Genomic DNA, 14,587 nt, shown 5'->3' on the forward strand with positions numbered 1-14,587 from the left:
ACGGCGCATGAGGAATCAGCCTTGTTTGAACAGCCCTTCGGGCTTGCACAGCAGGATGCCGGCCATCAGTACGTACACCAGCACGCCCGCGGCGGCCGGGAACAGCACCTGTCCGAAGGTCTCGACCACGCCCACCAGCATCGCGGCCAGGAACGCGCCGCGGATCGAGCCGATGCCGCCGATCACCACCACCACGAAGCACACGATCAGCACGCCGTGGCCCATGCCCGGATACACCGACGACACGGGGGCCGCGATGGTGCCCGCCAGCGCGGCCAACGCCACGCCGGCGGCGAACACCAGGCGGTACAGCCGGTTGATGTCGATGCCCAGCGAGCCGATCATCTCGCGGTTGCTGGCGCCGGCGCGCACCATCATGCCCAGCCGCGTGCGGGTGATGACCAGGTACAGCGCCAGGCCCACGCCCAGCCCCACTGCCGAGATGAACAGCCGGTAAATCGGATACGTCATCAGCCCGCCCAGCGGGATGGAGCCCTGCAGCCACGCGGGCACCGGCACGCCGTGCACGTCGTTGCCCACCAGGATGCTGCGCAGCTCTTCGAACACCAGGATCAGCCCGTACGTCATCAGCACCTGCTGCAGGTGGTCGCGCCGGTACAGGTAGCTGAAGAACGCGGCCTCCAGCACGTAGCCCAGCAGCGCCGCGGCCGCCACGCAGACGACCACGGTGGCGAAGAACCCGCCGCCCAGCGTGCGGTCCACCCACGGCCCCAGCGCGAACGCCATGTAGGCGCCGATCATGTAGAAGCTGCCATGGGCCAGGTTGATGATGCCCATGATGCCGAAGATCAGCGTCAGCCCGCTGGCCACCAGGAACAGCAGCAGGCCGTACTGCAGGGCATTCAGGCACTGGATGAGGAAGACGGCGGGGTCCATCGCGGCTCCGGCGGGGGATTACATGCGGCAGCCGCGCGCCGGGTCGGCCAGCTTGCGCACGGCCACTTCCTGCACGACGTTGTCCAGGCCGCTGACTTTGCGCAGGTAGATGTCCTGCACCGGGTTGCCGGCAGGCGACAGCGTGTAGGCGCCGCGCGGGCTGTCGATGGTGGCCGCGCGCATTGCCTTGCGGAAGTCGTCCTTCCTGGCGATGTCGCCCTGCACGGCGGCCAGGCCCGCCTGCATCATCTGCGCGGCGTCATAGCCCTGCACGGCATAGACGTCGGGCGGCATGGTGTAGGCCTTGCCGTAGGCCTCGCGGAAGGCGTTGTCGCGCGGGGTGTTCAGGCCGTCGGCGTAGTGCAGCGTGGTCAGCAGACCCTGGGCCGAGTCGCCCTGGGCCTTCAGCGTCCCGTCGGTCAGGAAGCCCGAGCCGTAAAGCGGGATGGTCTTGCCCAGGCCCGCCGCGTGGTAGTCCTGCACGAACTTCACCGCGCCGCCGCCCGCGAAGAAGGCGAACACCATGTCGGGCTTGGACGCGGCGATCTCGGTCAGCAGCGCCTGGAATTCCACGTTGGGGAAGGGTACGTTCAGGTGCTTCTGAACCTTGCCGCCGGCCTTCTCGAAGCCCTCCTGGAAGCCGTTGACGGCCTCGTCGCCCGCCGCGTATTTCCAGGTGACGGTGATGGCCGTCTTGTGGCCTTTGGCCGCGGCGACGGGGCCCATGGCGTAGGCCGGCTGCCAGTTGGTGAACGACGTGCGGAAGATGCCGGGCCCGCACATCGGGCCGGTGATGGCGTCGGCGCCCGCGTTGGGCACGATCAGCGTGGTGTTGCTGTCCTTGGCCGCCTTGGCCAGGGCCATGGCCACGCCCGAGTGCACCGTGCCCACCAGCACGTCGACCTGGTCGCGCTTGATCAGCCGGTTGGCGTTCTCGGAGGCCTTGGCCGGGTTGGACTCGTCGTCGACCTTGAAGTATTCGATCTCGCGGCCGCCCAGCTTGCCGCCCTGTTCGGCCACGTACAGCTTGAAGCCGTTCTCGATGGCGTTGCCCAGCGCGGCGTAGGTGCCGCTGTAGGGCAGCATGAAGCCCACCTTGATCTTGTCGGCGGCCGAAGCGCCGGCCGCGAGGCAGAGCAGGGCGCCGGCGGCGGCGCCGCGCAGAATGGCGTGTTGCATGGTTGTCTCCTGGCTTTTATGTGTGCGGCCGGCGTGGCCGGTGTTGCGGGGTGATGCGCTATGCGATGCGATTGAACGATGCGATTGAACGATGCGATTGAACGATGCGGCCGACGGATGCGCGGGCGACGCCCGCAGCTACAGCGACGCTTCCTCCAGCTGCCGCAGCCGGAACCGCTGGATCTTGCCGGTGGCGGTCTTGGGCAGTTCTTCGGTGAAGTTGATCTGGCGCGGATACTTGAAGGGCGCCAGGTGCTGCTTGACGTACTGCTGCAGCGCCGCGCCGGTGCTGTCGTCGGGCTGGTAGCCCGGCCGCAGCACCACGTAGGCCTTGGTCTTGACCAGGCCGTCGTGGTCGGGCACGCCGATCACGGCGGCCTCCAGCACGGCCTCGTGCTGGATCAGCACGTTCTCGACCTCGACGGGCGAGACGTACTGGCCGCTGACCTTGATCATGTCGTCGCTGCGGCCGGCATAGGTGTAGTAGCCGTCGGCGTCGCAGACATACTTGTCGCCGCTTTTCAGCCAGTCGCCCTGGAAGCACTGGCGCGTCTTGTCGCGGTTGTTCCAGTACATCAGCGCGGTGCTGGGGCCCTTGATGTACAGGTCGCCGATGGCGCCGACCGGCACGGGCAGGCCGCCGTCGTCGCGCAGCTGCACCTCGTAGCCCGGCACGGGCTTGCCGGTGGTGCCGTAGCGCAGCTCGCCCGTTCGGTTGGACAGGAAGATGTGCAGCATCTCGGTGGAGCCGATGCCGTCCAGGATCTCGCAGCCGAAATGGCGCGTGAAGCGGTCGCCGATGTCGCGCGGCAGGGCCTCGCCCGCCGAGGTACAGACGCGCAGCGCCACCTGCTGGCGCGGCGGCAGGTCGGCGGCGGCCAGCATGCCGGCGTACAGCGTGGGCACGCCGTAGAAGATGGTGGGCCGGTGCGTCGTCAGCCGCCTGAACACCGCCTGCGGCGTGGGGCGCTCGCCCATCAGCACGGTGGTGGCGCCCACCGACAGCGGAAAGGTCAGGCCGTTGCCCAGGCCGTAGGCGAAGAACAGCTTGGCGGCCGAGAACACCACGTCGTCCTCGCGGATGCCCAGCACGGGCTTGGCGTACAGCTCGGCGGTATGCCACAGGTTGCCGTGCGTGTGCACCACGCCCTTGGGCTTGCCGGTGGAACCGGACGAGTACAGCCAGAACGCGATCTCGTCGGCCAGCGTGCGCACCGCGGGCACGGTGGGCGAGGCCGCCAGCAGCGCGTCGAACCGCAGCGCGCCCGCGGGCGGCGCGCCCTCGGGCTGCGACACCACCAGGTGCTCGACGTCATGGCCGCCCTGGGCCATGGCGGCCTGCAGCACGGGCAGCAGCGCACCGGACACGAACACGGCGCGCGAGCGGCTGTGCTGCAGAATGTAGGCGTAGTCGTCGGGCGTCAGCAGCGTGTTCACCGCCACCGGCACCACGCCCGCATGCAGCGCGCCCAGAAAGGCCACGGGCCAGTCGACCGTGTCGTGCATCAGCAGCAGCACGCGTTCCTCGCGGCGCAGGCCCAGGCCGCGCAGCAGGCCCGCGGCGCGCGCCACGCGCTCGGCCAGTTCGCCGTAGCTGAGCTGGCGCTGATCGTCGATGTAGGCCGTCTTGGACGCGCGCGCGGCATTGAGCGCCGCCAGGTGGCTGGCGAAGTTCAGTTCGGCGGGGCAGTGGTTCATGCGTGTCTCCGGATTTTCTTTTCTGTGTGTGCGCCCGCGCGCCGGTTCGGCCGGTCGGGCCATGCATCCCGTGCGGGACGCGCCCCGCTTCTAGTGGCGGGTGAATTCGATGGCGCCCTGCGGCAGCAGGTACAGCACCAGCGCGCGGCCGCGGCTGACGGTGGGCTGGTGCGCGGATCCAGGGCCGTAGACCAGCCAGCCGGCACCCTGGCCGTCGAAGCGCGCGTCGGCGTCCAGCGGCATGATCAGGTCGATCTCGCCATTGGGATGGGAGTGGTGCGGACCCGCCAGGTCGTCCATGTCGACCACGTCGACGGAGTACCCGCCGAGGTCGTCGGCCGGCTTGATGACGCGGCCGTAGCGGATGCCGCCGCCTTCGCGGTCGCACATCCAGCCTTCGGCGATCGCGGTCTTACAGGTTTGGAAAATGTGCTGGTACTGCGTGCTGTCCGGGCCGAACTCTTGGTTCAGCCTATCTTGCAGGCCGGCATCGAGCGTGGCGCCGGCGATGCGGTCGGTGACTTCGCGGATCAGCGCGCGGAACTGTTCAGGCGAGCTCACAGGTGTCTCCTTTACACTGTGGCGCGGGTTGCCGGGCATGAATTTCAATGCTTCTTTTTGGGCAACCCGCCGTGCGATGTACGTCGGTTGAATGGAAAAATAGTGCTTTGACGATTGTGCGTCAAGCACTATAGTGCATGAAATCGCGATTTAAGGGTTATTGCGGAGCAACGAACACCCATGACTCAAGCGCTTGATCTGGCGCCTGCCGAACCCCAGCGCGAGGCCTTTCTGGTGGCCTTGGGCGAGCGCGTGCGCCGGCTGCGCGCCATCCGGGGCATGACTCGAAAAAGCCTGGCACAGGCAACGGGCGTGTCCGAACGCCACCTGGCCAATCTGGAACACGGGGTAGGCAACGCCTCGGTATTGGTGCTGCTGCAGATCGCGCGTGCCTTCAATTGCGCGCTGGCCGAGCTGGTCGGCGACGTGACCACCGAATCCCCCGAGTGGCTGCTGATCCGCGAACTTCTCAGCGGCCGCGGCGAATCCGACCTGCAACGTGCCCGCGAGGCGTTGACGCAGTTGTTCGGCGCGGGCGGCCAAAGGCCCAACCGCTTCCAGCGCATCGCGCTGATCGGGCTGCGCGGCGCGGGCAAGTCCACGCTGGGCCAGATGCTGGCCGAAGACCTGGGCTACCCCTTCGTCGAACTGAACCGCGAGATCGAACGCGTGGCGGGATGCGGCATCCTGGAAATCCATAATCTGTACGGCCCCAACGCCTACCGCCGCTACGAGCGCCGGGCGCTGGAAGAGGCGGTGCAGCTGTATCCCGAGATGGTGCTGGCCACGCCGGGCGGGCTGGTGTCCGAACCCGCCACCTACAACCTGTTGCTGGCGCACTGCTACACGGTGTGGCTGCGCGCCACGCCCGAGGAACACATGGGCCGCGTCATGGCCCAGGGCGACTTCCGGCCCATGTCGGGCAGCACCGAGGCCATGGCCGACCTCAAGCGCATCCTGGCCGGCCGCGAAGCGTTCTATGCCAAGGCCGATCTCACCTGGCACACCAGCGATCTGGATCTCCAGGAGTGCTTCGCGGGCCTGCGCACGCAGGTGCGCAAGGCGGGCGGGCTGCCGCTGTAGCGCTCGCGGCGCCATGTAGGACATCCAAAACTGCACTTTTCTGCATCTCGGCGTTGACCGGTGAAAAAGACTGCACTATTATGCAGTCGATGCAGTATTTTGCTGGTAGAGGAGACCTCACATGAACAGCAGCGCCCCCGCGCCGGTGGAATTCCGCACCGCCCCGGATCAATACCGCCATTGGCGTCTCAGCGTGGACGGCAACGTCGCCACCCTGGCCATGGACGTGGCCGAAGACGGCGGATTGCGTCCGGGCTACAAGCTCAAGCTCAATTCGTACGATCTGGGCGTGGACATCGAGCTGCACGATGCGCTGCAGCGCATCCGCTTCGAACATCCGCAGGTGCGCACCGTGGTCGTCACCAGCATGAAAGAACGCGTCTTCTGTTCGGGCGCCAATATCTTCATGCTGGGCCTGTCCACGCACGCCTGGAAGGTGAACTTCTGCAAGTTCACCAACGAAACGCGCAACGGCATCGAAGATTCCAGCCGCCACGGCGGCATCAAGTTCGTGGCGGCGCTCAATGGCGCCTGCGCGGGCGGGGGCTACGAGCTGGCGCTGGCCTGCGACGAGATCCTGCTGGTGGACGACCGGTCGTCGGCCGTCGCCTTGCCCGAAGTCCCGCTGCTGGGCGTGCTGCCCGGCACGGGCGGCCTGACCCGCGTCACCGACAAGCGCCGCGTGCGGCACGACCATGCCGACATCTTCTGCACCCTGGTCGAGGGCGTGCGCGGCGAACGCGCCAAGGCCTGGCGCCTGGTCGACGACGTGATCAAGCCCGCGCAGTTCCAGGCCGCCGTGCAGGCGCGCGCGCAGGAGCTGGCCGCGGGCAGCAGCCGCCCCGAACAGGCGCAGGGCGTGGCGCTGCCGCGCCTGGACCGCGCCGACGATCCGGACGGCGTGGCCTATCGCTACGTGGACGTGCGCATCGACCGAGAGAAACGCCTGGCCACCTGGACCGTGCGGGGCCCGCGGGACGGCGTGGCCATCGAGCTGGACGCCATCGTGGCCGCGGGCGCCGATTGGTGGCCGCTGCGCATGGCGCGCGAACTGGACGACGCCATCCTGCACCTGCGCACCAACGAACTGGACATCGGCACCTGGCTGTTCAAGACCGAAGGCGACGTCCAGGCCGTGCTGCAGGCCGACGCCGCGCTGCAGGCCCATGCCGATCACTGGTTCGTGCGCGAGACGGCCGGCATGCTGCGGCGCACGCTGGCGCGGCTGGACGTGACGTCGCGCTCGCTGTTCGCCTGCATCGAGCCGGGCTCGTGCTTTGCCGGCACGCTGCTGGAACTGGCCCTGGCCGCCGACCGCATCTACATGCTGGACGACGGCGAGACCGACACGCCGGCCCGCATCGTCGTGGGCGAGCGCAATTTCGGCGCGTATCCCATGGTCAATGGCCTGTCGCGCCTGCAACGCCGCTTCTACCAGGAGACCGAACCGATGGAAGCGGTGCGCCGCAGCGCCGGCCAGCCGCTGTCTCCGCCCGAAGCCGAGCAGCTGGGCCTGGTCACCTTCGCGCCCGACGAGATCGACTGGGAAGACGAACTGCGCATGGCGCTGGAAGAACGCCGCGCGCTGTCGCCCGACGCGCTGACCGGCCTGGAGGCCAACCTGCGCTTCGGTCCCGTCGAGACCATGGAGACGCGCATCTTCGGCCGCCTGACCGCCTGGCAGAACTGGATTTTCAACCGGCCCAACGCGGCCGGCGAGAAGGGCGCCCTGAAGCTGTACGGCAAGGGCGAGCAGGCCGCATTCGACTGGAACCGCGTCTGATCGCCGGGGCCGCCCGCAATGGCGGCCCGCGCGTTCGGCAAGCCAGCCCGCACAGACACCCGCGCCGCCGGTCCGCCGGACGGCACCCGAGGAGACAAGCATGTCCGGCATCAACTACAGCGAGAAGATTCCCAACAACGTCAACCTGTCCGGCGACCGCGCGCTGCAGCGCGCGCTGGAGCACTGGCAACCCAACTACCTGCAGTGGTGGCAGGACATGGGTCCGGACGGGTCGCATGACTTCGACGTGTACCTGCGCACCGCCGTCAGCGTCGAGCCCGATGGCTGGGCGCACTTCGACCACGTGAAGATGCCCGACTATCGCTGGGGCATCTTCCTGGCGCCGCAGGACGGCCAGCGCAAGATCCATTTCGGCGAGAACATGGGCCGCGACGTGTGGCAGGACGTGCCCGGCGAGCACCGCGCCAACCTGCGCCGCATCATCGTCACGCAGGGCGACACCGAGCCCGCCTCGATCGAGCAGCAGCGCCACCTGGGCCTGACCGCGCCGTCGCAGTACGACCTGCGCAACCTGTTCCAGATCAACGTGGAAGAGGGCCGCCACCTGTGGGCCATGGTGTACCTGCTGCACCGCTATTTCGGCCGCGACGGCCGCGAAGAGGCCGACGCGCTGCTGCAGCGCACCTCCGGCGATGCCGACAACCCGCGCATCCTGGGCGCCTTCAACGAGAAGACGCCCGACTGGCTGGCGTTCTACATGTTCACGTACTTCACCGACCGCGACGGCAAGTTCCAGCTTTGCGCGCTGGCCGAGTCCGGCTTCGATCCGCTGGCCCGCACCACCAAGTTCATGCTGACCGAAGAGGCGCACCACATGTTCGTGGGCGAGTCGGGTGTGTCGCGCGTCATTGCGCGCACCTGCCAGGTGATGAACGAACTGAAGACCGACGATCCCGCGGCCGTGCGCGCGGCCGGCGTGATCGACCTGCCGACGATCCAGCGCTATCTGAATTTCCACTACAGCGTCACCATCGACCTGTTCGGCGCGGACCAGTCCTCCAACGCCGCCATCTTCTACGGCGCGGGCCTGAAGGGCCGCTACGAAGAGGGCAAGCGCACCGACGACCACCAGTTGAAGAACGACACCTACCGTATCCTGTCGGTCGACGGCGGCAAGCTGCGCGAGATCGAGGTGCCCATGTTGAACGCCCTGAACGAGGTGCTGCGCGACGATTTCATCCGGGATTCGATGGCGGGCGTGGGGCGCTGGAACAAGGTCATCGAGAAGGCGGGCATCCCGTTCCGCCTGTCGGTGCCGCACAAGGCGTTCAACCGCCAGATCGGCACCCTGGCCGGGCTGCGCGTGTCGCCCGAGGGCGACGTGCTGACGCAGGACCAATGGAGGGCCAACGTGGACAAGTGGCTGCCCACGCCCGAGGACCGCTCCTTCGTGGCGTCGCTGATGGGCCGCGTCAACGAGCCGGGCAAGTTCGCCAACTGGATCGCGCCCCCCGTCATGGGCGTGAATCGCCAGCCCATCGACTTCCAGTACGTCCGCTTCAACTGAGCCGGCCGGCCGCCCTGGAGCGGCCACCGCCGTAGCCCTGGAAAACCGCCATGAACGCGCCCCTGCCGCCGCAAGTTCTCAAGCAGCACCTGATCGATCCCGAGATCTGCATCCGCTGCAATACGTGCGAAGAAACCTGCCCGGTCGACGCCATCACGCACGACGGCCGCAATTACGTGGTGGACGCCTCCATCTGCAACGGCTGCATGGCCTGCGTGCCGCCGTGTCCCACCGGCTCCATCGACAATTGGCGCATGGTGGTGCGCGATCAGGCCTATACGCTGGACGAGCAGTTCGGCTGGGACGAACTGCCGGGCGAGAAGCCGCTGCCCGCGGAGGATGTGTCCGGTCAGGCCGCCGTGGCCGCCGAGGCGCTGGCGGCAGCCGCCGCATTGGCCGAGCCCGCCGCCGCCTACCTGGCCCCGGGCGCCACCGTGCCGCCATGGTCGGCCGCGCATCCGTACGTCAACCTGTATACGCACAAGGCGCCCATCGCCGCCACGGTGGTGGGTAATTACCGCGTGACGGACGACGACACCGACAGCGACATCCACCACATCGTCCTGGACTTCGGCAAGCTGCCGTTTCCCGTGCTCGAGGGCCAGTCCATCGGCATCCTGCCGCCGGGCGCCGACGCGCAGGGCCGCGCGCATCACGCGCGGCAATACTCGCTGGCCAGCCCGCGCGACGGCGAGCGGCCGGGCTACAACAACCTGTCGCTGACGGTGAAGCGCGTCACCGAGACGCACGACGGCCAGCCGTTGCGCGGCGTCTGTTCCAACTACCTGTGCGACCTGGCCAAGGGCGATTCCGTGCAGGTGATCGGCCCGTTCGGCAACACCTTCCTGATGCCCAACCATGCGCGCGCCAACCTGGTGATGATCTGCACGGGCACGGGCGCCGCGCCCATGCGCGCCATGACCGAGCACTGCCGGCGCCGGCTGGAGCAGGGCGTCAACGGCAGGCTGATGCTGTTCTTCGGCGCGCGCACGCAGCGCGAGCTGCCGTACTTCGGCCCGCTGATGAAACTGCCGCGCGACTTCATCGACATCAACCTGGCGCTGTCGCGCGAGGCCGAGCTGCCGCGCCGCTACGTGCAGGACGCGATCCGCGAACGCGCCGCCGACGTGGCGGCGCTGCTGGCCGACGAGCAGACCTATCTCTACGTCTGCGGCCTGAAGGGCATGGAGGCTGGCGTGCTGCAGGCCTTGCGGGAGGTCGCGGAGCAGGCCGGCCAGGCCTGGGAGCCGCTGCATGCGGCATTGCGCGCGCAGGGCAGGCTGCACCTGGAGACGTACTAGGTCCGGCTACCTGGGCCGCCGCCAGATCAGCGTGGGGTTTTCCTGCATGGGCGTCTCGTCCGCATGGCTGTCCAGCGCCTTGCCGATCCGGTCCATCGCGCCGGCAACCGTATCTTCACGGGCTCCGGGCAGCGGGGCACGGTCTCCTCGACGCCGACGCCGCGTCGGCATGTCCGATATACCCTGGTCCAGGGCCCCGGTCGCCCGTCGATCTTTCCAGGCGCCTGCCCGACCTTGCCCGATGCATCGAACCAGAGTTGTGCGCGCACGTCGAAATTCGCTCGCTGGACGTGCGGGTTGAGCCGTGTGACGCGCGGCGAGTGCACCCAGGCTATGTGGCAGGCCTGCGCAAGCGCCTGAGGCCTTCTCCGTACAATGCCTGCTGGCCATCGCGTGCCGGGCACCCCCGGGGATGGCCGACGACAACAATATGCAGGTGGAGATGGATACCGTTTATTTTGCTGTGGCCGCGGGCGCCGTGCTCGCGGGCTTCGTGCAGGGCCTGTCGGGCTTCGGCTTCAGCCTGGTGTCGATGTCGCTGTGGGCCTGGACGGTCGATCCCACGCTGGCGGCGGTGCTGGCGGTGTTCGGCGGGCTGACCGGCCAGGTGATCGCCGCGGTGTCGATGCGGCGGGGCTTCGACCTGCGGCTGCTGTGGCCATTCCTGCTGGGCGGCCTGATCGGCATCCCGGTGGGCGTGATGGTGCTGCCCATGCTCGAGGTGCACGTCTTCAAGGCCGCGCTGGGCATCTTGCTGGCCGTGTGGTGCCCCATCATGCTGTTCGCGCGCCATTTGCCGCCCATCACCGTGGGCGGTTCGGCCGCCAACGGCGCGGTCGGCCTGATCGGCGGCGTGATGGGCGGGCTGGGCGGCTTCTCGGGCGTGATTCCCACGCTGTGGTGCACGCTGCGCCGCTTCGACAAGGACGTGCAGCGCAACATCATCCAGAACTTCAACCTGGCGACGCTGGGCTTCACGATGCTGGGCTATCTGGTGTCGGGCACCGTGACGCGCGACATGCTGCCGATGTTCGCCATCGTGGCGCCGGCCATGCTGATCCCGACGATGCTGGGCGCGCGGCTGTACCTGGGAATCAGCGACGCCGCCTTCCGCCGCATCGTGCTGAGCCTGCTGACGATGTCGGGCGTAGCCCTGCTGGCCTCGTCGATACCGCATTTCTTCGCGGGGTGACGCGCAGGCGCGGCCAGGCACGGCGTGGGCGCTGGCGCGGCCCTCAGTGCTTGAAGGGATTGAACACGTGCACGCCCAGGCCGGTGAAATCGGCCGTGTTGCGCGTGGCCACCGTCAGGCCGTGGATGAGGGCGGTGGCGGCGATGATCTTGTCCAGCGCGTGTTGCGGCTGTGGCACGCGCATCCGGCCCCAGACCTGCGAGACGTCGGCGTCCATGGACAGGATATGCCGGGCGTAGTCGTGCAGCAATGTGCTCAGCCAGGTCTCCAGCCTTGCGGCCTGGGACGTGTCGCCGCGATGGCGCAGCAGATCGACGCCGCGCCGTAGTTCTCCCACGGTGATGACCGACAGATAGAGCGCCAGGTCGCCCTGGGCGGCGTTGCGGAAGAACGCCCGCACGCCCGAGTCGGCCTTCGCGCCCTTGCGGGCTTCGCTGATGACGTTGGTGTCAACCAAATACATGCGGCGTGCCTTCGGTGTCCTCGTGCCGGGCGAAGTCGGCGTCATCGCCCACGTTGGGCATGGCGGCGAGGACCTCGGCCAGGCTGCGCCGGGCAGGCTGGAGCAGGGCGCGAGCGAGAATGTCGCGGTGTTCCGCCTCGGCGCTGCGGCCATTGGCGGCTGCGCGTTCGCGCAGCGATTGGATCAGGGCATCGTCGATGCCGCGTACGAGAAGACTGGCCATGTACGATCTCCATGTGGTGCTATCAATGCTAGCATCGTTGGGCTCGTGCGGGCCATAGACGTTGTGGGTGTCTGACATCGGGAACTCCTGTAGAAGCAGTGTCGGACGGCATTCTCTGGGCGAATCCGGCTCCTGTCTCCCTTCCATTCTTTCGCGAATAGCCGCTCGACGAAAGCCGAATGATTCCGGCCATGCACATAGCGGCAGAGGCAGCGAACCCGTTCACCCATGTGGCATGCCAGGCTAGGCCGCCGCTTCCTTGCGCCGCTCGGCCCACGCCCACCATGCCGTCATGGCCGCGGCCAGCGCCACGATGGGCAGCATGGCGGCGCTCAGGGCTTCCCAGCCGTAGCGGTCCAGCAACGGGCCGGCGCCCAGCGTGGCCGCCGCCGTGAAGGCGTAGCGCAGCAGCTCGGCCATGCCCTGCGCCCGCGCGCGTTCCGAGGGCCGATACGACTGCGCCAGCAGCGTCGTGCCGCCCACGAACATGAAATTCCAGCCCACGCCCAGGCAGAACAGCGCGGCGTAGAAGGCGGGCAGGGACGGCGAGGACATGGCGATCAGCGAACAAGCCACGTTCAGCAGCATGCCCGCGCCCAGCACCGGGGCCAGCCCCAGGCGCCGGATCAATGCGCCGGCGAAGAAGGCCGGGGCGTACATGCCGACCAGGTGCCATTGCATGATGCCCGCGCCGTCGTCGATGCTGTGCTGGCAGGCCACGGCGGCCAGCGGCGCGGCGGTCATGATGAACATCATCGACACCGATCCGACCACGTTGTTGGCGGCGGCGGCCACGAAGATGGGCTGGCGCGCCACCACGCGCAGCGGGCGCGGCGTTTCATCCGCTGCCGCGGCCTGCGAGGGGGCCTCCACGTCGCGATAGGCCAGCGCCAGCAGCGCGGCGGAGGCCAGGCCCAGCAGGGCCACCATCAGGTAGGCGCCGGCGAACAGCGCCACGGGAAACAGGTCCTTGCTCCAGGCCGCCAGCGCGGGACCTGCCAGCGCCGCGATCACGCCGCCGGCCAGCACCGTGGAGATGGCGCGGCTCTTGGCCGGGGCGGGCACTGCATCGGCCGCGGCCAGCCGGTAGTACTGGGCGAAGGCCTGGAACACGCCCACCAGCGCGGTGCCCGCGCAGAACACCCAGAACAGCGAGTGGAACACCGCCCAGACCGAGATGAGGCCACCCGCGGCCCCGCTCAGCGCGCCCAGCACGAAGCCCGCGCGCCGGCCGATGCGCTGCATCAGTTGCGCGGCGAACCAGGTGACCACGGCGCCCGCCACGGTGATCAGCGCGAAGGGCAGGGTGGCCAGCGCCTTGTCCGGCGCCAGCATGTGGCCCGTCAGCGCGGTCAGCGTCAGGTCGATGGAGATGGCCGCGGTGAACAGGCCCTGGCAGACCGCCAGCACCCAGGCATTGCGCCGGCCCTGCGGAGGTTCGGCCGGGGACGCCGCCGGGCCATCAGGCAGCGCCGCCCGGGAAGCGGCATGTGGCGCTTCGGACGAGGTAATAGACGAGGAATGGGACATGCCGTGAAGTTGCCGCGTGGTTGACACAGCCGACTCTACGCGCCGACACTATGGCACGAATGACATATATCCCTCGATAAACGACATGACTCGCGCGATCGACGTATTGCTCGTGCCGGGCTTCCAGCTGCTGGACATGGCCGGGCCGGTGGCGGTGTTCAACATGGCCGCCGACCTCGCGCCCGCGCGGCGCGGGCCCGCGTATGCCGTCACCCTGGTGTCCGAGCGCGGCGGGCGCGTGGCCTGCACCTCGGGGGTCGAGGTCGTCACCGAGTCCTGGCGCGGCTCGCGGGCCGGCACGCTGATGGTGGCGGGCGGCCGTGGCGCGCGCACCGCGCCGCCTTCGCCCGCGCTGCTCGCGCACCTGGCCGGCTCGGCCGCCGCGGGTCGCCGCGTCACCAGCGTATGCACGGGTGCCTTCCTGCTGGCCGCGGCCGGCGTGCTGGACGGCCGCCGTGCCACCACCCACTGGCGCCACGCGGTGGAACTGCAGCGCCGCCATCCCGCGGTGCGGGTGGACAGCGACCGCATCTTCGTGCGCGACGGCGCCATCTGGACGTCGGCCGGCGTCAGCGCCGGCATCGATCTGGCGTTGGCCATGGTCGAGGCCGACCTGGGCGCCAAGCTGGCGCGCAGCGTGTCGCGCGAGATGGTGGTGTATCACCGCCGCACGGGCGGTCAATCGCAGTTCTCCACGCTGCAGGACCTGGCGCCGCAAAGCGATCGCATGCGCGCCGTGATGGACTACATCGGCGCCAACCTGGCCTGCGCGCTGACGGTGGACACCCTGGCCGACGTGGCATGCCTCGGTCCTCGCCAGTTCATCCGTGCCTTCAAGGCCGAGACCGGGCAGACGCCGGCCAAGGCGGTCGAGCGCATCCGCGCCGAGGCGGCGCGCGCGCGGATCGAGGAGGGCGGCGCGACCATCGAAGCGGTGGCGCGCCACGTGGGGTTCGAGGACGCCGAACGCATGCGGCGCGCCTTCCTGCGCGTGTACGGCCAGCCGCCGCAAGCCGTGCGGCGGGCCGCGCGCGCGGCCTGACGCGCGCCTTCCGGGCAGCATCACGACCCATCTCGCGCGCGGCCGCGCGCACTGCCCTTGGAAACGCCTATCGGCACGCTTCGGCCATGCCGCCCTTGCGCCGCGAT

Annotated in this window: 13 protein-coding genes; 6 read left to right on the top strand and 7 right to left on the bottom strand. The window is 68.8% G+C overall.

What is annotated here, in order from left to right; translation table 11 throughout:
- Nucleotides 1-15: 15 nt before the first annotated feature.
- The 4 genes from FS845_RS10520 to FS845_RS10535 form a co-directional block, all read right to left on the bottom strand.
- Nucleotides 16-897, bottom strand: coding sequence for a branched-chain amino acid ABC transporter permease (locus FS845_RS10520; RefSeq protein WP_144634051.1), 882 nt, complete (start codon nt 895-897; stop codon nt 16-18).
- Nucleotides 898-915: 18 nt separating this feature from the next.
- Nucleotides 916-2,076 carry an ABC transporter substrate-binding protein gene (locus tag FS845_RS10525; protein ID WP_144634054.1) on the bottom strand — a complete coding sequence of 387 codons (1,161 nt, stop codon included), beginning with the start codon at nt 2,074-2,076 and terminating at the stop codon, nt 916-918.
- 138 nt (nt 2,077-2,214) lie between these two features.
- Entirely contained in the window at nt 2,215-3,774 is a 1,560-nt protein-coding gene (locus FS845_RS10530) for a benzoate-CoA ligase family protein (RefSeq protein WP_144634057.1), read from the bottom strand.
- A 90-nt stretch (nt 3,775-3,864) separates the two neighbouring features.
- Nucleotides 3,865-4,335, bottom strand: coding sequence for a DUF4863 family protein (locus tag FS845_RS10535; RefSeq protein ID WP_144634060.1), 471 nt, complete (start codon nt 4,333-4,335; stop codon nt 3,865-3,867).
- A gap of 180 nt (nt 4,336-4,515) precedes the next feature.
- Here FS845_RS10535 and FS845_RS10540 point away from each other — a divergent pair, with 180 nt between their 5' ends.
- The 5 genes from FS845_RS10540 to FS845_RS10560 all read left to right on the top strand — a co-directional run bounded on the left by FS845_RS10540 (nt 4,516) and on the right by FS845_RS10560 (nt 11,222).
- Nucleotides 4,516-5,418 carry a helix-turn-helix transcriptional regulator gene (locus FS845_RS10540; protein ID WP_144634063.1) on the top strand — a complete coding sequence of 301 codons (903 nt, stop codon included), beginning with the start codon at nt 4,516-4,518 and terminating at the stop codon, nt 5,416-5,418.
- 121 nt (nt 5,419-5,539) lie between these two features.
- On the top strand, nt 5,540-7,201 hold the full coding sequence (gene boxC / locus FS845_RS10545; protein ID WP_144634066.1) for a 2,3-epoxybenzoyl-CoA dihydrolase: 1,662 nt from the start codon (nt 5,540-5,542) through the stop codon (nt 7,199-7,201).
- Between the two features lie 100 nt (nt 7,202-7,301).
- Nucleotides 7,302-8,729, top strand: coding sequence for a benzoyl-CoA 2,3-epoxidase subunit BoxB (gene boxB / locus FS845_RS10550; RefSeq protein WP_144634069.1), 1,428 nt, complete (start codon nt 7,302-7,304; stop codon nt 8,727-8,729).
- Between the two features lie 50 nt (nt 8,730-8,779).
- Complete coding sequence (gene boxA / locus FS845_RS10555) at nt 8,780-10,030, top strand: benzoyl-CoA 2,3-epoxidase subunit BoxA (protein ID WP_144634074.1); 1,251 nt, start codon at nt 8,780-8,782, stop codon at nt 10,028-10,030.
- Between the two features lie 442 nt (nt 10,031-10,472).
- Complete coding sequence (locus FS845_RS10560; RefSeq protein WP_144634077.1) at nt 10,473-11,222, top strand: sulfite exporter TauE/SafE family protein; 750 nt, start codon at nt 10,473-10,475, stop codon at nt 11,220-11,222.
- Between the two features lie 43 nt (nt 11,223-11,265).
- Here FS845_RS10560 and FS845_RS10565 read toward each other — a convergent pair whose 3' ends face one another.
- The 3 genes from FS845_RS10565 to FS845_RS10575 all read right to left on the bottom strand — a co-directional run bounded on the left by FS845_RS10565 (nt 11,266) and on the right by FS845_RS10575 (nt 13,438).
- On the bottom strand, nt 11,266-11,685 hold the full coding sequence (locus tag FS845_RS10565; RefSeq protein WP_144634080.1) for a type II toxin-antitoxin system VapC family toxin: 420 nt from the start codon (nt 11,683-11,685) through the stop codon (nt 11,266-11,268).
- Nucleotides 11,672-11,908 carry a FitA-like ribbon-helix-helix domain-containing protein gene (locus FS845_RS10570; protein ID WP_144634602.1) on the bottom strand — a complete coding sequence of 79 codons (237 nt, stop codon included), beginning with the start codon at nt 11,906-11,908 and terminating at the stop codon, nt 11,672-11,674. The genes FS845_RS10565 and FS845_RS10570 overlap by 14 nt, the downstream gene beginning before the upstream one ends.
- A 243-nt stretch (nt 11,909-12,151) precedes the next feature.
- Complete coding sequence (locus FS845_RS10575; protein ID WP_144634084.1) at nt 12,152-13,438, bottom strand: MFS transporter; 1,287 nt, start codon at nt 13,436-13,438, stop codon at nt 12,152-12,154.
- An 85-nt stretch (nt 13,439-13,523) separates the two neighbouring features.
- Here FS845_RS10575 and FS845_RS10580 point away from each other — a divergent pair, with 85 nt between their 5' ends.
- Nucleotides 13,524-14,480: a GlxA family transcriptional regulator gene (locus FS845_RS10580; protein WP_144634087.1), complete on the top strand. Its 957-nt coding sequence runs from the start codon at nt 13,524-13,526 to the stop codon at nt 14,478-14,480.
- Nucleotides 14,481-14,587: the final 107 nt, after the last annotated feature.

The organism is Bordetella genomosp. 13, assembly GCF_007679965.1.
In the GTDB taxonomy this organism is placed as follows: domain Bacteria; phylum Pseudomonadota; class Gammaproteobacteria; order Burkholderiales; family Burkholderiaceae_B; genus Bordetella.